Below are 19,143 nucleotides of genomic sequence, written 5' to 3' on the forward strand. Positions count from 1 at the left end.
ATGAAAAAGCTTCCTATTTTACTGACTGCTGCACTTACAACCTCTGTTAATGCGATGAATGTCGATACCATGTTACTGATTGGAGACGAGTACGGAAACGGCGTATTCACTCTAACGAACAGCAATAAGATCACCGAATTCATTCAATCCAACATTACGCAGTTGGTGGTTGAAGACGGAGAGATCACTCGTGTGCCTTACGCTGAAGATAACTTTGAAGATTGGCGTGTAACGCTGACTCACAACAAAACCATTCTAGAGCCGCATCGCCAAAAGCAAATTGGCGTGCGCTCTCTGTGCGGCAACAAATGCGATTTCACCGAAGACCAGTACTACCTAGTGAGCTTCGAGCCCTCTCCATACGATCCGGAAGGCAAGCTTAACTCAGCAGTAACCATTAACTTTGGCTACCGTCCTTTATTTGTTATCCCAGCACAAGCTCAAGATATTGATTACTCGATGTCTTGGGACAACGGTGAGTTGCACATCAACAACACGGGCAACAGCTTTGTACGGGCTCACATTGATCAATGCACAGATGAAGTAACAGAAGATTGTGAAGTCACGATCATGTCTCTCGCTGGCCGTGAGCGTAGCTACCCTTTACCGAAAAACATTGATCCCTCGAACTTAAAAGTAACGGTCGTTAATCACGATGAAAGTTACCGTCAAGATGTCACTCTGAGTGAGAGTAAGTAATGAAACGACTCGTTTTATTGTCGCTACTGTTCGCGACTATGCCTAACTACGCTGCCACCCTCAATATCAATATTGAGGGGCAACAAGTGCGTTTTGAAAACGCCATCACTCTCGGTGGGAACCAATACACCTTGAGTGATTGGTCTATCGCAAATGGCCTCACCACAACGAGTCAGTTTTTGCCTAGTGCATTTGTTACAGACAAGCCAGACACCATGACATTAACCAGCAATGCAGGCCAAAGTGTCCAAGCAGCGATTGCGGTTAATGGATTGCAATACAACACAGCATCCAACCCATACACACGCGGTGATAATAAATTTATAACGCCTACATGTAGCCAGTCTCAATTATCGGGGAATATTGTGACGCTCGGTGACAGCGATACCCAAAACTGCAGTGCCAGTTTTTCACTTGAGTATTCGCAATCAGTTACACCGTTTTATTTTTATCGCCCGACGTTCAACATAGATACGACGTCTCTATTGAACTCGCTTCAAGGTCAGGCAAAAGGTGTGTATACGGCAACAATTCCAGCTGACATAAAATACTACTATCGCTCTTCAGGAGGGGCGTTGACCTACCGTATTCTGCCCGACGTTTTTACTGTGAATATCGATTACACACCGAATAGCTTGGAGAGTATTGACGTTAGCGGTGATGGTGTACTGCCCCCTATTTATGACACAACTAACCATACCGTCTCAGCTCAAACCACATTCAATATCACGGCAATTGGCCAGTTCAGTACTGGCTTGTCGATGACATTATTGACCAATGAGTTTGAACTTACGTCGGCGTCAGGCAATACATCCATTCCCTACTCTATTCAATGCAATGAAGCGAATTGTGAAGATAAAGACTGGGTTAAGAATGGCGTCAATCAGCTCGACAATCACCAGACCAGCTATGTGATTCAGTCACCAAGCTCAGTGATCAATTTCGATCTCAATGTTAACTACCAAAATATTCCTTCGACAGACGTGGAAACCGGTACTTATTCAGGACATTTCACCGTCATGTTTGAGGAACTTTACTAATGAAAATATTGTTTAATCATATGCTAATAGCCAAAAGCTTTATTGCGGGCGCGTTGGTACTGCCGAGCTTATGTTTAGCTGATGCATCACCATTTTATATTGGCGCTGATGTGACCAACGCAGGGAAAACTAACTCTGAAGTGTCTGATACTGCATTTGGTGGTCAAATTCTTTTAGGTTACGACCTAACAAAAACATGGTCAGTCGAGGCCAGTACTGGCTATTACGGGTACATCAAAACCATGAAAGAACCGGACCTCCCTTATTCAGAAGTTGAGGAACAAAGATTCAACAGCACGGATATTTCGTTACTTGGTACTATCCCACTATCTCGCCACTACAACCTTTATGCTGGTGTAGGCTCACTATGGGAAAGCGATACATGGTCTCCCATCAGTCAACTTGGCGTGGAATATGAGTTCAACGATCAACTCACTATGAAATTTGGCTATAAATTCATATTTAGCGACGACCCTGAAAAAGATCTGCAAGTTCTAATCTTGGGCATGCGCTATCACTTTTTGACACAAAATAAATCAGAACCTGAACCGATTGTGTACAACGATCTCAGTGTGACTTCAACGTCAAAAGTGACAACGTATGAACCTAAAGTGGAACCTCAAACCTGCCACCCGGTCCGCTACGTTGTGAAACAAGACGATTGGCTGATTAAAATTGCTCACAATCACCAGATCAGTTTCGAGAAACTTGAACAACTGAATCGCAAATTTGCTGATCTCAAAGACATCAACCTGATCTATGCCGGTGATGTTGTGTTACTTCCAAACACACGTTGTGAATAAGCTATGTTGTTGCACCTAAACTCAAAACAAGACGCACTCGAACTCTATGAGAGCAAGCCACTGATTCTTTTGAATTCAGTGTCTCTCAGTACTATTGAGTTTAATATTCTCAGTGTTCTTTATGAAAACAGTTATAAACCATGTACTCGCCAGCAATTGAAACAGGCCGGTTGGCCAGATCGTGTGGTTGGCCCAAATTCACTTAATGTGTGCATCATGCATCTCAGGAAGAAGGTTAAATCTCTGATTCCTGATTCAGAGATTCGCGTGGTGCCATCGCATGGATATAAGTTGCTGATACCGACTGCGATTCAATTAGTCGAAGAAGGTGAACTCCCCAACATCAAACCAAGTACGGTTGCTAAACGACCGAAAATGTTAGATCCAGAACCTGTAATGTCACGCACTTTGAGCGCGAGGGTGAAGCGACCGCGTATCCAGCCAAGCGTTGTCAACTTTGATAATGAACACCAACGACTTCGCTGGGAGGACCTGATATTAACAGCATGTATCTGGATATACGCTTTTGCGCTTTATTACTCGATTTACAACTGAGGTTGCCATGAATTTCAAAAGACCACTCATCATCATTCTCGCCATTTTGGCCTTACCTTATATCAACGCGACGGGGGGAGAGTTCTCTATATACGGCAGTCATACTGAGCAGCACGCTGAAACCCATTTGCAGTTTAATCATGGGCTGTACTCGTCCGTGCAGTTCCTGCCACACGAAGTAGTTCGAAAAGGATACGGTATATATGCCGTCCTCAACGATACAGTATTCATGATCTCTTTAGACAGAGATTACGAATTTCTTAACCACCGCATAGACGACAGTGAGGTGCTTAAACTTGACTCAATACAGCACCTCTCAAAGATTAATGTCGCACAGTTAAGCTCTGATAAAAAAACTATCTATATGAAAAAACGGTTAGAACATGAAAAGATCGAAGACATTCAATTTAAGGGCAACTTGGGCTTCTGGTAGGCTTTCTCTGTGGAAAGTGTCATTCATACTTTCTGCTCTACTCTTGCTCAGTCCTTGGCTCAAGCTTATGAGCTATCAATTTACGCTTGAAAGTCACCTCGCAAACCCTGAGCGTTCTCTACATGTCTACATTAACAACGGCGTATTCACGTTTGTGAACACCTTATCTGATGGCACAACAAGAAAGAGCTCGGGGATTGTTGGCTTTACTCACAACACACTTTACTTCCTAATTTGGGATTCGACATATCTGCACGTATCGGAGCATTTAACACCACAACTTAGGCGTGATCTTATCAATGCTAACAACCGCTTATTCGATATTCGATTAGAAACAAAAAGTGAAGGGGAGGTTCTTATGTCATTCGATGAAGAACTTAAGTTTGAAAGAGTACAAACTCAACTGGCGAAGATAAAAGGCAGTTACCCAGAAATACATTGATTGTTTCATCTTGACACTCAAGCAACAAAAAGCCCCAACATATGGGGCTTTTTGCGTTTTATTATAAAGGCAACTATTCGTTATTCTTCGGTGATCTCTAATCGCTCTCGCTGCTCGACGTCTCTTGTTCACTGCCAGAAAGAGCTTGCTGTTCGGCAGTAATATCAGATTCTTTGAACACAATGAACGCGCGGCGGTTTAATGCATCGGCTTTTTCAGAGCGTTCATTAATCGCAGGCTGCAACTTACCAAATGACTTCACTTCCCAGATGAACTGCTTAGGGTCGAGTTTGGTTTTGAGGTATTCAACCACCGTTTCTGCGCGGCGCTCTGCCAGTTTTTCATTGTAAGAAAGTGAACCCGCTTGGTCGGTGTGCCCTGCCACCATTATGCTACCTTGCAGGCCGCTCAATTTAGTTGTGAAGTCATCTAACTGAGTTAGATCTTCTTGCTTAAGCAGTGATTTGTCGAAATCGAAGTGTGGCGTCATTGCCATATAAACTTTACGTTCTGGTTTTGGTGGCTCACAGAAAGGCATCTCTTCGTACTTCTGAGCTTCTTCAAACACGATAAATGCACGGCGGTTCTCCGCTCGGTCTTTATCTGTCTTACCAAACAGAAGAGGTTGAGTCTCACCAAGGTGTTTCACTTCCCAGTCATATTGCGTTGGGTCTAGTTGCCCTTTCAGATAATCTGCGACCGATTTAGCACGGCGCTGTGAAAGACGTTCGTTGTATTCCAGAGAACCTTTGTAATCAGTATGGCCGACAATCGTGATGCGCCCTTTTAAGCCTCTGATCTCTTTAACAAAGGTATCTAAGTTGATCTTGTCGAGGTCGCGTAATTGATATCTATCAAACGCAAAATGCTCTGCGATGGCGATGTGCACCTCACGCTCCGGCGCCAAACACTCGCTGATTAAAAACTTAGACACGTCTATGCCAGCAAACTTGTCTCGGTTCTCCTGACTCACATAGGTGTCGGTTGCACAGCCGGACAGCAGCAAAGTACTCATCACTGCGCTAACTAGGAAAATAATTGTTTTCATCTTACTTTTAACTGTCACTTTGAATTCTCAACTCTTAACTTTCAACCCACTTTGGGGCAGGCTTAGATCTTACCGACTAAGTTAATAAACACACCCGATGCGTCGTAGTCGTCATCATTGGTTAAGTCACTATCAAACGTAGAGAAGTTATAACCAATCCCCATTTTGAAGTTCTCGCCGATGTGCTTGTTCACCGAAACTAATGCACCGTGTTCTAGCTCATCGTTGAGAGTGTCTGTTTTCCAGTGATATTCACCCGTCACATCCCACTCTTTCATCACGCGGTAAGAAGCACTTAATCCGTATAGGTCGATATCGCTTTTGACCAACTCATTCGAACCAGACGCTCGTTCAAAAGCTTGCTGTTTGTCTTTATGGGCGTACTTAGTACCGACGTCCCAGTGTTGGTCGATTGAATAGATCGCTTCAACTTCAATGATCTGACTGGTTTCGTCTTGATAATCCACATCGCGATCCAGTTGATCGAAATCTGCAATATACGTGTAGCGGCTCAGTAAATTGAGTCGATCGTTGTAGATCGGACGATACGCAAGGCCGCCAGTGGCTTCAGTAAATTGCGCCATGGTTTCGCCCGTGGTTTCGCTCTCCGTGATTGAGTAGTTATACTTACCAAATAGCGTGTACTCTTCAGTTAAGTGATGTGTGTAACGGTTGGTCGTCACGATTTGTTGCAGCTCTCGCTGAGCGATGTCAGGGTCGTCTTCACTCTTATCCACTCGATATTCAAATTTGTGGCTTAGAGTGATGTCATCTAGGTCAATTGAAGCATTGAAGCTAATAGATTCACGCTCTGTGGTGATGTTCTGGTCATCTTCAATTTCCCCAAGTTGATAACCGATCCCCATCTCGACATCTTCCGTCACGTCGTAGCCAAAGCCGTACGAGTCGATACGGCCATGACCATCGTTTTCATCAACAAACTGGTTCTCTTGGTAGAAATCGACACTGCTGGTGAGGTCTGCACGCTGACCAACAATCACGTTGTTTTGGCCTTCGTAGTTATCATCTACATAAGTTACGTAGGTTGAGTGGTCATCGGATACATCGTAAGTCACCGTCGCTTCTGCTACTTGGCCTCGGTCGCCATCGGTGTATTCGCCACCAAGAGACAAGTCTTCCAACACTTGGAATTCAGCACCAATCGATGCACTGTCATTCTCGTCGTAGTCATCCGATTGAGATACTGTGGTTTGCCCTTTGATGTAGACACTGTTGTCGCTGTCCCACATGTATTCCAAACGCACGCCCGCTAAGGTCGCATCGCTGTGCTCGTCGTTTTGGTTAAGTTCTTCGGTTTGTTGCCCAGCTGCAGATACCTTAATGTGCTGGGTGATTTTGAATTGAGTCTCAATCTCAATCGTTTCAGTATCTGTTTCTAGATTACCATCGACATCGCGCTCTTCATTGGTCGAGAAACGAGATAGCACCGCCAAGCGATCAGTTGCTTGTAAACGAAGTTCAGCACCGTAAGCTTCTTGTTCAAGGTCATCGCTGCTGCTCGCGTAGCTGTATCCCGCGTCTTTGTCTCGATACCAAAGTTTCAGGTCATTACCAACGGCACCAAAGATGGTTGGGGCAAGGTCATAAAGACTGGTAACAGCTGTGATTTGGACACTATCACCCTCGCGGTCTTCCAATGTGTCGCCAATTGGCGTAAAGGTTAAACCACCGTCGGTAGAGACGAAATTCGACTCGGTTTGTCTACCTTCACTGCGCGCAAACTCAGCCTTAATGTAGGTCCCTTCAGTAGCACGTAACGTTAAGTCCGTACCATAAGACTCGTAATCTTGATTGTCTTTCTCTTGGGTCGCGTACGTCACGCCAACGCCAATGTAATCGTTGATCCAGCCTTTGGCACGACCACCGTAAGACATCGCATCTAATGAGTCAGAACCTTGTGGGACGTACTCATAGTCAACAACCAGAAAGTTTTCGTAGTCGTCTCCGTTTTCAATCACGCTACCAAAGCTGTCGGATAGGATATTGTCCAGTGGCTTGGTCAAAATAATACGACCTTGGTACGGGTCAAAATCATAGTCGACGCCCGGCTCAAGTGGGATTTCATTCTGTACTAGGCCAGATTCATCTTTTACTTTCACATAAACCTTGTCGCTTCCTGGTACCGCTTCACCATGACGAAGGAAGTACAGAGAACCGCCAGTGCCCAAGAACTCATCGTGTGCATACAACGAATCTGCTTCTGCGGTAAAACCGACCACGTTCAAACGATCTTCACCGTATTGTGTAGTATCACGAGTACGATAATCAGCTTTGAAACCATAGAGGCTACGGTTGTAATCGTTGTTCTCGGTGCCTGTTAAACCCGTGTTGTAGTTACCCCACAAGTATTGAGACTTATCGTATTCAACATTGAGGTAAACCTTGCCTTTGGTGTTGACCACTTTTTCGATGTTTGAGCTATCGCCATAGTTGCCGTAATAAAGCTCATCGTCGTCTTCGAGGATATCGAACACATCCGAATCGTCGGAGGCGAACGGATGTTTGAACATGTCTTTGATTTCACTTTCTCGCGTATCAAAGTGAGTCGTTACACGAAGTTTGTCGCCAAATTTACCCTGACCAAAGTACGCTAAACGACCTTGGTTATAGATGTCATCTTGGTACTGGTTATCGACACTTAATGCATCGCTATTACCAGACACATTGTTCTTACCAACATAAAGATCAGCCAAGCCAGTTTGTGCGTAGTAAGTATCTGGAATACGAACGTACAGCTTATAACGACGCTCATCGCCGTTATCAAACACAACCTTGGTTGGGAAAATGTAGGAGTCTGTAGGTAAGTACTGCTCTGCGTATAAGTTGCCGTCTTCGACATCAAATTCATCTTCACCGATGATGACTTTATCTACGCCCTTTAAGCCAGTGCCGATGAATTTCGCTAAGCCCGCATTGGTCGGGATGTTGTGACGCATCAACTTAGCTTGGCCGTAACTTTTATCTTTGCTCTCTTCATCATCGTTATCGTTTCGGTCGATATCGACTTCAGAGTCCGGCTTGACTAAGTCAGTCACACCAACGGTGGTTACATCCATGTTGCCATCTTTGTCCCACGCTTTTAGGCGGAACATCAGCTGCTCCCCGACATTAAATTGGTAATCAACATCGGTTTGACCATCCCAATTGATGTCAGAGTCGTTCGCCAGTTTGTCGCCATCAAGTACAGCGATTGGCTCAGACAAGCCAAAGTCACCCACTCGGTACACTTCCAACTGGTACTTTTTGATGTAGTAACCATAGTTGGTGGTAATGGTGAAACCGACGCTGTCACGCAGTGTGCCTTGCTCCACTTCTAATTCATCGCTAACACTGACGTCGAGCACTGGGTCAAAGCGTGTGATGTCGCGGCTTGCCCAAATAGCGCCTTGTTCTAGGTAAATACGCGAACTATCTTGATCTTGGTTCGGCTTAGTGATTTCAATGCCAGTCGTCTCAGAACCGAGTTTTTCAAGCTTACCTGTGTCTTTCGCTACCGCCATCACAGGAATGGCCGTTAACACACACGTCGCTAAACGAGACTTACTAAATACTTTCATACAATTTCCAGATACGGTTCCAATGGCTTACTTCTGTTCACTTTGTTGGTCTTTACGATGAACGCTAAAGTTGAACTTGGTGAGCTTGTTCGGGGTAATTCGCAACACTTTCGGGTTTTCGCTTACTACTTCCATGGAGGTGGAGAGCGAATCAGTGTCCAACTTCACTAGGAAGTTCTTACCTTTCTTATTGAGTACCCATTGGTCGGGCACGTGGTAACGACCGTACTGGTCTGTGTAAATAACGATTCCCTCAACCGTCATCAACTTAACGCCCGGAATACCATCTTCGTAGATACCTTTGTTCTCGATAACGATTTCCCACAGGTAATCCTCGCCATCGCGATATAGGTTTCTGGTTACATTGAGGTTTTCCGCACTCAGTCCCTTTTTCTTGTCCGATTCATGCTTAAACTGAATCTGACCTTGTGCGTCGAACTCGATGCGAGAGCCCGCATCGGTCGTGACGTAGAAATCAAAGCTCTGCTGTGTGCGAGTTTTAAATTGAATAACCACTTTGCTGGTTTCTGGTAGTGTTCGGTTCACTGAATGTCCCCAAAGATCACCAAGCTCCAAACCTTGTTCAAGTGCAGTGATTATCGCACCATCTTGAATAGCAACGTCTTGTCCATCCCGAATGATATGTGTTGAGTCGGCGATATAGCCTTGCGCTGCTAGGTTCGCGGTTAACTCCACATCAAAGGCTGTAGCGTCGGCTTGGAATCCATCTTTGTTGTGATCTTCAAACACCTTGCCAATGATCGAAGAAGTATCGAATACCTTGTCCGGCTCTATGGTCACTTTGGCGGTGTCTTCATTAGAAACAGCCGTGCCATCAACCTTCGCTACTGCTGTATTGATGTAATCGCCAAAGGTGGCACCTACCGAGACACGCAATAAGTAACGAATACGCAGCTTTTCGCCCGGATCAAAGTTCAACGATGTGAACATTAACTTACCCGTGTCTGATGGTTCTTGAGAGATAACCTGATCGTCTTCAGTACCAAACTCACCATCAATACCGCTCAGCACAATTTCTGATGTGTCCACGATGTATTTCAGACCACCTGGGTAACGGTCTTCCACCGTCACGTTCTTAAAATAAGATTCATTGTTGTTCTCAACGATGATCTCGTACTCAACCGCATCACCCACTTGCGCGGTATCTTGCAGCGCAGACTTGGTTAGCTCTAACTCCCCAGAGTTATCTGGAATTTTCTTGATGTGAGTAGTTACGCTGTCGCTGGTTTCAGTACCGTCAGATTCAGTCGCCGTGAAGGTATTGGTAATGTCGTCATCCAAGCCCTTACCTAGCGTACCCACGACCTCAAACGCGTAAGCATTTCGTTTGTTGGATTTCAGGTTAACGGTGGTGTCTAAGTCTTTATTCGACGGGAAAGAATGACGCTGAATAACCACGCCCGAATCGTCGACTTCGACACCTTCAATTGTCCAATCGGTAAAGACTTTATTAGCAGTGCTGTTTTGTAGCTCACTGATCTCATCGGTTAGACGAACATTGGCCGCGTTACCTTGACCATTGTTAGTCACGGCTAAGTAATAAGTGACACTGTCGTCATCTTCGGTGTATTCAGGTTTATCTGAACGTTTTTCAACAACCAGATCAGCACCCACTGGCGGTAAATCCAAAGCCGATACTTGGTCTGCCACTGCCTGCATCGAGGTTTCAGACGCCAACATGCCCTTAGAACGAGCTCGCATCGCTGGGCTACCAGTTAAATCGAGGTAGTAACCAAGCACATCGATGTTAGTCAGCATGTCTTCGTTGACCGTCAATGTGAACGTGTAATCAATCTTGCCGCCCGGTGCGATGTCGACCAAGGTGAACAGGTCTTTGTCGTTATCAAAGGTGCCCGGTTGAGTTTCAGCCCCTTCTGATGTTGCCGTTAGTGTCCATTTATCAAACGCATTGCTAAAAGCACCATCAATATGATCACCCATTGATTCAGAGAACTGGGTGTAAAGCGCGACATCTTTGGCTATACCACGGCCTATGTTTTGCACCACTAAGTGATACTCAACTTGTTCTCCCGGCACGTAATACGGGGCGTCGGTAAACAGCTCAGCTTGAACCACAGCCGCGACTGTTTGAACTGGAGGACTAATAACATCGCCGCCATCGACTTGCGCAGTATTAATGATGTGTCCGGTCGCGGTATCGACTACGGTGCCTTTTGAGCGGAACACAACTGTGCCGTGCGGCGCGATATCTACGTTGTACTCCGTCGGGCTAACTTGCTCGGTAGTGGTGCCTATTGTGGTTGAATCGACCACTAAAGAGGTGGAACCAGCCACAAAAGCAGGTCCCGTCGAACCGTTGTAGTATGCGACCTCAATCGACTCCATATCATCAACAACACTTAAGTCACTGATATAGTTGTTCGAGGTGTTTTCTATGGTGATCAAGAACTCCAGATCACCACCCGGCTCATACTCTGTTTGGACATTAGTTTTGGTCGCAACAAACTCAGAGTCTTTCGGTGTAATCGTAACTGTAGAGTCTTGTGGGGCACCGTTGTAAGTGATGGTTGCCGTATTGCTGATATCACCAATCGCTGTCGTGCGAATTAACGCCTTAACATGGAAAGTCACAGTGCTCTGTGGCGCAACATCCATACTCACATCGATGTCTTCACTCAAGTCGAACGTCTTGGGAGTGACAACAGAGCGATCGTCGGAAGCTTCAAAGCTCACTTCCCAAAGCAGGAATGCCGACTCTTGTTTATCAGCCGTCGTGTCGACTTGAATGTCACTGATGATGTCTTGAAGTTGAACACCAGATGCAAACGCATCAGAGCTGTTGGTTACGGTGATGTCGTAGTTAATCAGCTTGGTTACTTCATACGATGGCGTATCAACTGTCTTCTTTACCGAAACCGTCGCCAACACTGGTGTACTGGTAGCACTGTCATCAAATGTTGTGCCGTCAAAGGTCGCTGATGCGATGTTAGTAATATCGCCTGTAGCCAACGGATTAGTCGTCACTTGAATAGTGAAAACAATGCTGTCTTGAGGCGCAATATCGAGCGTCTCATTAAGGTCTTCACCACGGGTTGCATCCGGTACTGGGGTTTCACCGGTTGTCGATACCGCAGATATTTGGATTGAAGCAGGGTCAAAAGCTTGTTCAGTTGTACCGCCTGCGATCGCGGTTTCAACCGACTTCAGCGCATCTTCAATAGCAACATCTTCAGCCCAACCTAAGCCGTTATTCTTAACCGTTACGGTGTACTGAAGTGCCTCTCCCGGAAGGTACTCTGCTTTATCGACGTCTTTAGTGATCTCAACTTGCGCGTCTTCTGGAATGTAGGTCGCGTCGGCAGAGTGCTCACCGTCGTCGCTATCAACTTTAACGACGTTAGTGATCTCGCCTTTGGCTTTATCATTAACAGTGTTGGTCACGACAAATGAATATCTGTCACCCGGGTGAATGCTGTAAGTCGCACTATAACCCTGTGCGTTATTAACCACATCTTTGCGAGCGTTCAGGGCTGGATTGCCACTGCCATCAAGCTGTTCGTCGCTAATAATCCAATTACCTGTCAACGCTTGCTCTTGATCTGGGCTGTTAGCCACCTCTGTCATGATGGTGTCGATACGATCGGTTAAGACTTGATCGACAAGGTAACCTTCACCCGTGTTAGCCACAGTGATCTTGTATGAGATTGGTTGACCCGGTTGGTATTTGGCATCAGGTTCTGCAATTGGCGTCGTTTCTTTGGTTAGCACCAATTGACCCGACTTCGGCGTGATAAAGCCTTCTCGTAAGCGAGCGATCTTCGAATCGTCCAAACCATGTCGCAGGTAAGCCGTATTGGTAAAGCGCCCAACAGCATCATCACGAACCTTACCTTGAACATGAATACGGACAACTGTGTACTTATCACCACCACCCGTACCTGCATCGTCACGCCCTGCCATCTTGATAGATTCGGCAGGTAAATCGATGTCTGGACTGTTTTGACCAACTAGCTTATCTAACTCTGAAAAATCATTAGCGTCAGGGTCTGACGGCGCCGAGTTATAAAGCACATCGTAATCAACCGTCCATTCTGTCAGTGCCGTTTTCATTGAGCCATCGACAGTTTCGACTTCAAAACCACTAATGATGTCACGAATCGAAAACAGGCCAGAATCCACATCGTCGTTGGTGATGCCGATGTAGTAATTCACAGTACCGCCCGGCACGTACTCAGGCGTATCCGTCCATTTATCAATCAGGATATTCGAGCGACCCGGATCAAGTACGATGTCGTTGGTGTTATCACCGTTCACTTGCGCCGTGTTGGTAATAGTGCCTGTCGCTGAAGTCGACACGGTGCCTTTCACGTCAAACACAATACGCTCACCAGGACGAAGATCGACAGTTGCATTCAATGGGACGCTACCGTTGTAGTTACCTTGCACGTCATAAGTGCCTGCAGGTTCAACCGCAATAGCCGTTGTCCAGCTAGAGAACGCATCATCACCATCTTCGGTTTTGATGGTGTGAATCTCATCAATAACGCTCACGTCATTTGCGATGCTATCGCCTGTGTTATCTAACGTAACTTGATACTCAACATCACCACGTGGTGCGTAAGTACAACCGCTGCCATCGTTTGAAGGAACAGAACACCCTGCCGATTCACCATCGGTATAAACCAAGGTTTTGAAGTAATCGAGCTCAGCATCTTTAGGGGGGATCACTTGCGACGTTGCAGAGTCACTTCCTGCGGTCACTCGGTTCGCATCAATCGTGCCCAAAGCGTCGTCACGAACGACACCTGTTAAGTTAAAGGTCAGCACTTCTCCTGCGGCAATATCGGATTCAATATCAAGGTTGCCACTGGTGTTGTAGCTTGGTACATAAGTATCAATGTTGGCATCAATACCATTGCTGACTTCATGGGTGATATCGCCAGAAACAAAAGCGGATTCCGTTTTACCGCCAATCACTTCGACTTGAATGTCTGTGATTGTGTCTTTGATCTGAATATCATTCGCCCAACCGTTTTCAGGGTTTGTGACTACAAATTCATACTCGACTTCGTCACCCGGAAGATAGGTATCACCATCACTGAACGGGGTGCCGTTAATCGACACCACACGTTTTTCAACACTGGTATTATTTTCAAGCGGCATTAAATTCGCTGTTCGAGCACTACCGTCGTACGTCGCTTTATTCTGAATGTCACCCAATGCATCTTCACGAATTTGAGCATGAATAGTGAACGTTAGGCTTTCTTGAGGCGCGATAACAATGTCGTTATCAATATCGATGTTATTGCCCGGTACAAAGTCAATCGCGTCGGTAATAGAGCCTGTCGCCGCCGTTTTATCTAGGCTAACTTCCCAGCCAGCCAAGAACGGCTGTCCAACAGGATCATCACCTGAAGTGGTGCTGTCTTCTGCAATACGAGTTTGAATTCCCGAAATCGCATCTTCTAGGCGAGAACCATATTCAATACCATCCCCCGTATTCTTAATCTCAACGCGGTAATAAACCTCACTCTCACCAGAAGCTTGAGAATATTCAGTTTTTTGCGAAGAGAAGCCTGCATCATAAAACGCTTTTTTAGAGAACGTGACTTCAGGATCCGCCATCGTTGATGGTGGTGATACCGCGATCAGTTCATTACCATTGTCTTCATCGATGTAAGCTTTATTAGTAAAAGAACCTACCGCTTTCGGACTGATCTTGGCTTTTATGACATAGCGGACAAATGCTGACGATGCAGCTCGGCCAAAGTTGTCTGCCGAGATATCGAAGTGAGTATCAATCGGCTTATCGTCTTGGATTGAGTTATCAACATCTGGGTTGGAAATACCTGAGCTATCAGTGAATGTTTCAATCGTCCAGCTATCAAATGCAGGGCCACGCGTTCCATCAAAGTATTGAGTGTTAATTTGGTCGATGTCATCACGCAAGCTCATATCATCAACGTGGGCGCTCGCAATGTTCTCAATTAAAATTTCATACTCAACATAACCACCTGGCATGTAGTTAGTTGCGCCAACCAGTTCGTTTTCATCCGTGTCGTAATACGCCAGAATGCTCTTTTCAAAATCAACTTTTCGAGCTTCTTGACGAATATCATGAGATATCGTGTCGCCATCAACGGTTAGAACGTTAACAACATCACCATTGGCTTTGTCATTGATGGTCGCGACAACTTGGTACTCAAGCTTAGCGCCCATTGGAATATCGGCTTCAACATTTAGGTTACTGTTGGTTGATGTGTAAACATTGCCAGCACCTGCGCCCGCATCCACATACTCAGAATCAGTTCCAGTTGCTATCGATGTGATGGTCCAATCTGAATACGCTGGTCCTGTATTACCATCCACTAAGCTGACCGTAATATCTTCGAGGTTGTCGACGATTGGAATATCGTGAGCGTTACCTTTGCCGTCATTCTCAATCACTAAGTGATAGGTCACAGTTTGAGCTGGCTCGTACACCACTTCATCGGTGGTTTTATCAAAATCTAAATGGTAGTCATCGGGAATCACTACAGTATCTCGGTAATGAATATCACCGACCGCATCCGGTCTTACTGTACCTGTTACTGTGTAAGTCACGTCTTCGCCAGCATCGATATCAATTGAAGTCACAATGTCAGTGTCGTTCGCAACATCACCGTCTTTGGTACCATCGGTTGTACCCGCGTTCGCAGGATCGCTCTTAGCAACCGCCACCGTAAACTTGTTTGAACCTACCGAATCATCGAAAAATGGATTACCTGAATTGCCGTCTTGTAGCTCCACTGATATGTCATTAATCAGTTCGTTAACGTCAACGTTATTTCGATAACCGTGCCCGTCTTGAGAGTTGTACTTGATGGTATAAGTCAACTGATCGCCCGGAGAGTAGCGGTTAATGTTAGTAGTGCGAACAACGCCGCCGTTATTATGTACCTGATGGTTTTCAGCCACGGCACGTTTCGCATACTCACAATCGTCAGTACAACCGGCATTATCGTCATGAATCAGCACTGCTTCGTTGCGGATTATGCCGCCGTCTCTGTCAGCGACACCGTTAGACACCGCATTGTCTTTGACATGCGCCTTAATACGCACCGTGACAAAGTCTTTGGCCGGAATTGAAACTGGGAACTCCACATCTTCAGTCGTTTGAGGGCCGAAACCAGAGCCAGTATCAACAGACCAATAGTCAAACGGGTTTTGATTAAGAACATCTTCTACTTCACCATCTTTATCATTCGCTAGCGTAGTAGTGATCTCACTCAGGCGATCCATGAAGATAAGATCGGTCTCATCAGTGTCGCTGTTATTGCCAATAACGATGGTATAGGTGAGGTCTTCACCCGGTGTGTAACGGACAACATCGGTCGTTTTAGCTAGTGAAACGTTGATGTCATAGGTACTGTGTGAGTTATCTATTTGAGCGGAAGAGCTGTGGTCACGGTCTGTAATAGGATCGTAAACATCAACACGGTTCGATACTTGTTCTTCTTCATAATCAGACTTAACAATGCCGCTCACCTCATAGTGAACCCACCCTCCGGGAGTGATATCAACGTCGGTATCGATGTCAGTGTCGTTAGCAATGTCACCGTAACGAGAACCCGGTTTATCTGTGTTGGTCGAACCTACAATTGTCCAACTATTAAAGAAGTTAAGCGCTGAAATACTATCTTGTACCGTTGCGTCATTTGCATAGCCAACACCGCGGTTATAGATATAAATATCGAACGTAGCGCGCTCACCTACAACAAAGTCGGTATTTTGAGCGGTCTTAGCGACTACAAGATTCGGCTCGCTAGGATAGGTACGTACCGTATCCGATAGATTAGTATCTGGTCCCGTCACTGTTGCGGTATTGGTGAATGCTCCCCAAAGAATCTCACTGTCGACACTGCGATCTAGTGTCCCAACAATGATATAAGTAATCGTCGCACCTGGCGGGATCTGAGCGGTGGCATCCAGATCATTGTTATCCGAGAACGATCCAGGGTCAGTCACAGCTTTCACCCACGGAGAGTCTGCCTCTCTTTCTGCACTGATCGTCCACGATGAGAACACGGGCTTGGTTTCACCCGGCTCGTGAAGGAGCTCAGCTTCTATGGTGCTGATTTCATCTTTGACATTGATGTTAGAGGCGAAACCGTTCCCTGCTGGGTTGGTAATGCTGATCGTATAAGTGACAGTATTGGTGGTGTCGGTATACGCGTTTTGTTCGTTATGACCATCAACACGCTTATCCAATACTAAGTAGTAATCTCGTGGGTATGATCCTCTGTCGGAATAAAGCACGCTGTCGACCGTCACTTCATTACGGATTTCATCATCGGCAATGGGGTTTACGATCGCCGCAATGCTATAAACGATCTTATCGTGTGGGGCCAACTTAGCCTTCTCGTCCAAGATAAGTTTATTGCTTTGATTACCTTCAATTTGACCAGTAAAGCCGGGATCACTGTTTGTCGAAATTGAACCGTCAGAGGCATAGGATTTCGCAGTAATAACCCAGCTCAAATACGCTTTAGTCGGTGTATCATTAATAGACTGAGTCATGACAGACACTAAATCATCATAAACCGGTACATCTATCGCGTAGCCGTCACCGTTATTCTCTACCGTAATGTCGTAGTTCAGGGTACCGCCAGCTGAGTAGTAACGAGAATCCACTTCCTTTTGGACTTTTAATTTCGAGTTTGGCATTTGTACACCAGAACCCGACTCGCCTAAGTTATCCCCTAAGCACAAGCCCGCATCGGTACCATCATCAACAATCTGACCCACACTGGTGTCTGCCACTTTTGCGGTCAGCTTATAATGAACGTAGCCTTCAGGTGCGAGGTCGACTTTCAAATTGATGTCGTTTGTTGTCCAAGTATTGTAATTAAATGAACCATAGTTCGATCCGTCACCACTTCTATCGGCGACTTCAAGCTTCCACTCGGAAAATGCTGAAGCGTTAGAGCCATCCGCTTGCTCTGTCACGATACAAGCAAATTTATCGATAACTTCAATATCGTTGGCGAAAAACTCTGTGTCCTTGTTAGAAATAACAATGTCATAGACCACTTCGTTATCACCGGCTATCCCCGGAACATAAGTAGTATCTGTGGTGTTCTTATTACGTGTAATTTGACTTGATGACGTCGTCAGAACGTCTTTCGAATCGAGAATATTAGCCAAAGCATCGCCAGAATCCGCGAGGCCATCAGCATCAACCACTCGGGCAACAACTTGGGGGATTTGACCAATAGACACAGGGCTAACGTCCACCACGACGGAGTAAACAATCTGCTCACCGGGATAGATCGACACTTTGTCTTCTAGTGACTTGTTGGACTCCTTTCCAGATGCATTGAGTTCAGAAAGGCTATTAGAACCAATCGAGGTCACTTCATTGGTCCAAAAATCGTAAGGATTGCCAACCGTGTCAGTTGCGTTCTTTTCGTTGCTGACATCGTTACCTAGATCGGTTTCAAGATCCGCAAGAAACTGCTGAACCGAATAATGGTAAGCAATACCTGAGTTTGCTTGGTTGGCAACCGTGACCGTATAGGAAAACTCATCGTCGACTAGGTACTTATCCGATTGATTCAATGTATGTGTCAGGGTGATACTAGGCTCAGTGGGTGGCGTGATAACCTCATCAACTGTGACCAAGTCATCGCGTGTTTCAGCCGTTATGTCGTCATTAACAATATCGCCAACTAAATTGTCGGCAACGGTCGCTTGAATTTCGTAGGTCACAGACCCGCCTATATCAATCGACGCATCACTTACTGCTAAGTCCCCCGATTCGGCGAAGGTGCCTGGTTCGCTCTTGCTGCCTTCAACCTTGCTGACTGAGTTAACGTTGTCAGTAAAGGCTTGTTGCAAAGCCCCTTCAATATTGAGTGCTTTTATGTCTGAAAGGACATCTTGAACGTCGAGCGTCTGAATAAACGTATCGCCAGTGTTCGAAACCTTAATCTTATAGGTGAGTTTGTTATTGAGTTGATAGTTCGTCTTATCGACCGAAACAACAACATCATGTTGGTACACACCGCGCTGAATGGATTCTGTATTTGATTCAATAGCATCCAACAGTCCAGTACTCGCACTTGCGACGTTATCAATCGTACCGGCTGCGTCAGCAGAAACGGTGGCGACCATGGTGTAGGTCACCGACCCACCAGGCGCAATACGCACACCTGATGCATCTAAGTTTCCGAAGCGACTGTAATCACCTGGAGATGAAAGGAAGGAGGATTGCGCTTGAGTCGAGACTTGCGAGAACGCGTTGACATTATTCCCTTGGTCATCTGTCGTTAAGATATTTAACAGCTCATCTTTAACGTCCAACTCAGCGATAGCTTTATCCGACTCATTCGTTAAAACAAGCGTATAAGCCACCTCTTGGTCGTTGTCGTAAGACGCACTGTCAACAGACAGATCCATAACAAGACCCGTTGTGTCCGCATAGGAGGCAAATGGAAACAATAGAATGGATAAGAAAAAGGTAAGATTGTATCTGAACATTAACGCGCACTTCACAGTAGATTGACAAGCGTCTAGGCAAAA

General features: G+C 45.7%; 9 protein-coding genes. 6 read left to right on the forward strand and 3 right to left on the reverse strand.

The window, feature by feature from the left end; all coding sequences use genetic code 11:
- From MSG35_RS08775 to MSG35_RS08800, 6 genes are all read left to right on the forward strand, one after another.
- Positions 1-699 carry a hypothetical protein gene (locus MSG35_RS08775; RefSeq protein ID WP_248383696.1) on the forward strand — a complete coding sequence of 233 codons (699 nt, stop codon included), beginning with the start codon at positions 1-3 and terminating at the stop codon, positions 697-699.
- Positions 699-1,739: a hypothetical protein gene (locus MSG35_RS08780; protein ID WP_248383697.1), complete on the forward strand. Its 1,041-nt coding sequence runs from the start codon at positions 699-701 to the stop codon at positions 1,737-1,739. Before MSG35_RS08775 ends, MSG35_RS08780 begins: the two co-directional genes overlap by 1 nt.
- Positions 1,739-2,542, forward strand: coding sequence for an outer membrane beta-barrel protein (locus MSG35_RS08785; RefSeq protein WP_248383698.1), 804 nt, complete (start codon positions 1,739-1,741; stop codon positions 2,540-2,542). Before MSG35_RS08780 ends, MSG35_RS08785 begins: the two co-directional genes overlap by 1 nt.
- A 3-nt stretch (positions 2,543-2,545) precedes the next feature.
- Complete coding sequence (locus tag MSG35_RS08790) at positions 2,546-3,097, forward strand: helix-turn-helix domain-containing protein (RefSeq protein WP_248383699.1); 552 nt, start codon at positions 2,546-2,548, stop codon at positions 3,095-3,097.
- Positions 3,098-3,104: 7 nt separating this feature from the next.
- Positions 3,105-3,530, forward strand: coding sequence for a hypothetical protein (locus tag MSG35_RS08795; RefSeq protein ID WP_248383700.1), 426 nt, complete (start codon positions 3,105-3,107; stop codon positions 3,528-3,530).
- A 67-nt stretch (positions 3,531-3,597) separates the two neighbouring features.
- The gene (locus tag MSG35_RS08800; protein ID WP_248383701.1) at positions 3,598-3,972 is read left to right on the forward strand and encodes a hypothetical protein; all 375 of its coding nucleotides are present in this window, start codon (positions 3,598-3,600) and stop codon (positions 3,970-3,972) included.
- A 97-nt stretch (positions 3,973-4,069) separates the two neighbouring features.
- On the opposite strand, the gene MSG35_RS08805 is transcribed toward MSG35_RS08800, so the two are convergent.
- The 3 genes from MSG35_RS08805 to MSG35_RS08815 form a co-directional block, all read right to left on the reverse strand.
- The gene (locus tag MSG35_RS08805) at positions 4,070-5,020 is read right to left on the reverse strand and encodes an OmpA family protein (protein ID WP_248383702.1); all 951 of its coding nucleotides are present in this window, start codon (positions 5,018-5,020) and stop codon (positions 4,070-4,072) included.
- A gap of 62 nt (positions 5,021-5,082) precedes the next feature.
- Positions 5,083-8,598, reverse strand: coding sequence for a hypothetical protein (locus MSG35_RS08810; protein WP_248383703.1), 3,516 nt, complete (start codon positions 8,596-8,598; stop codon positions 5,083-5,085).
- 27 nt (positions 8,599-8,625) lie between these two features.
- Positions 8,626-19,020, reverse strand: a complete 10,395-nt coding sequence (locus tag MSG35_RS08815) for a DUF11 domain-containing protein (RefSeq protein ID WP_248383704.1) — start codon at positions 19,018-19,020, stop codon at positions 8,626-8,628.
- Positions 19,021-19,143 lie beyond the last annotated feature (123 nt).

The sequence above is a fragment of the Vibrio sp. 1CM23M genome (genome assembly GCF_023161755.1).
GTDB classification, from domain to species: domain Bacteria; phylum Pseudomonadota; class Gammaproteobacteria; order Enterobacterales; family Vibrionaceae; genus Vibrio; species Vibrio coralliirubri.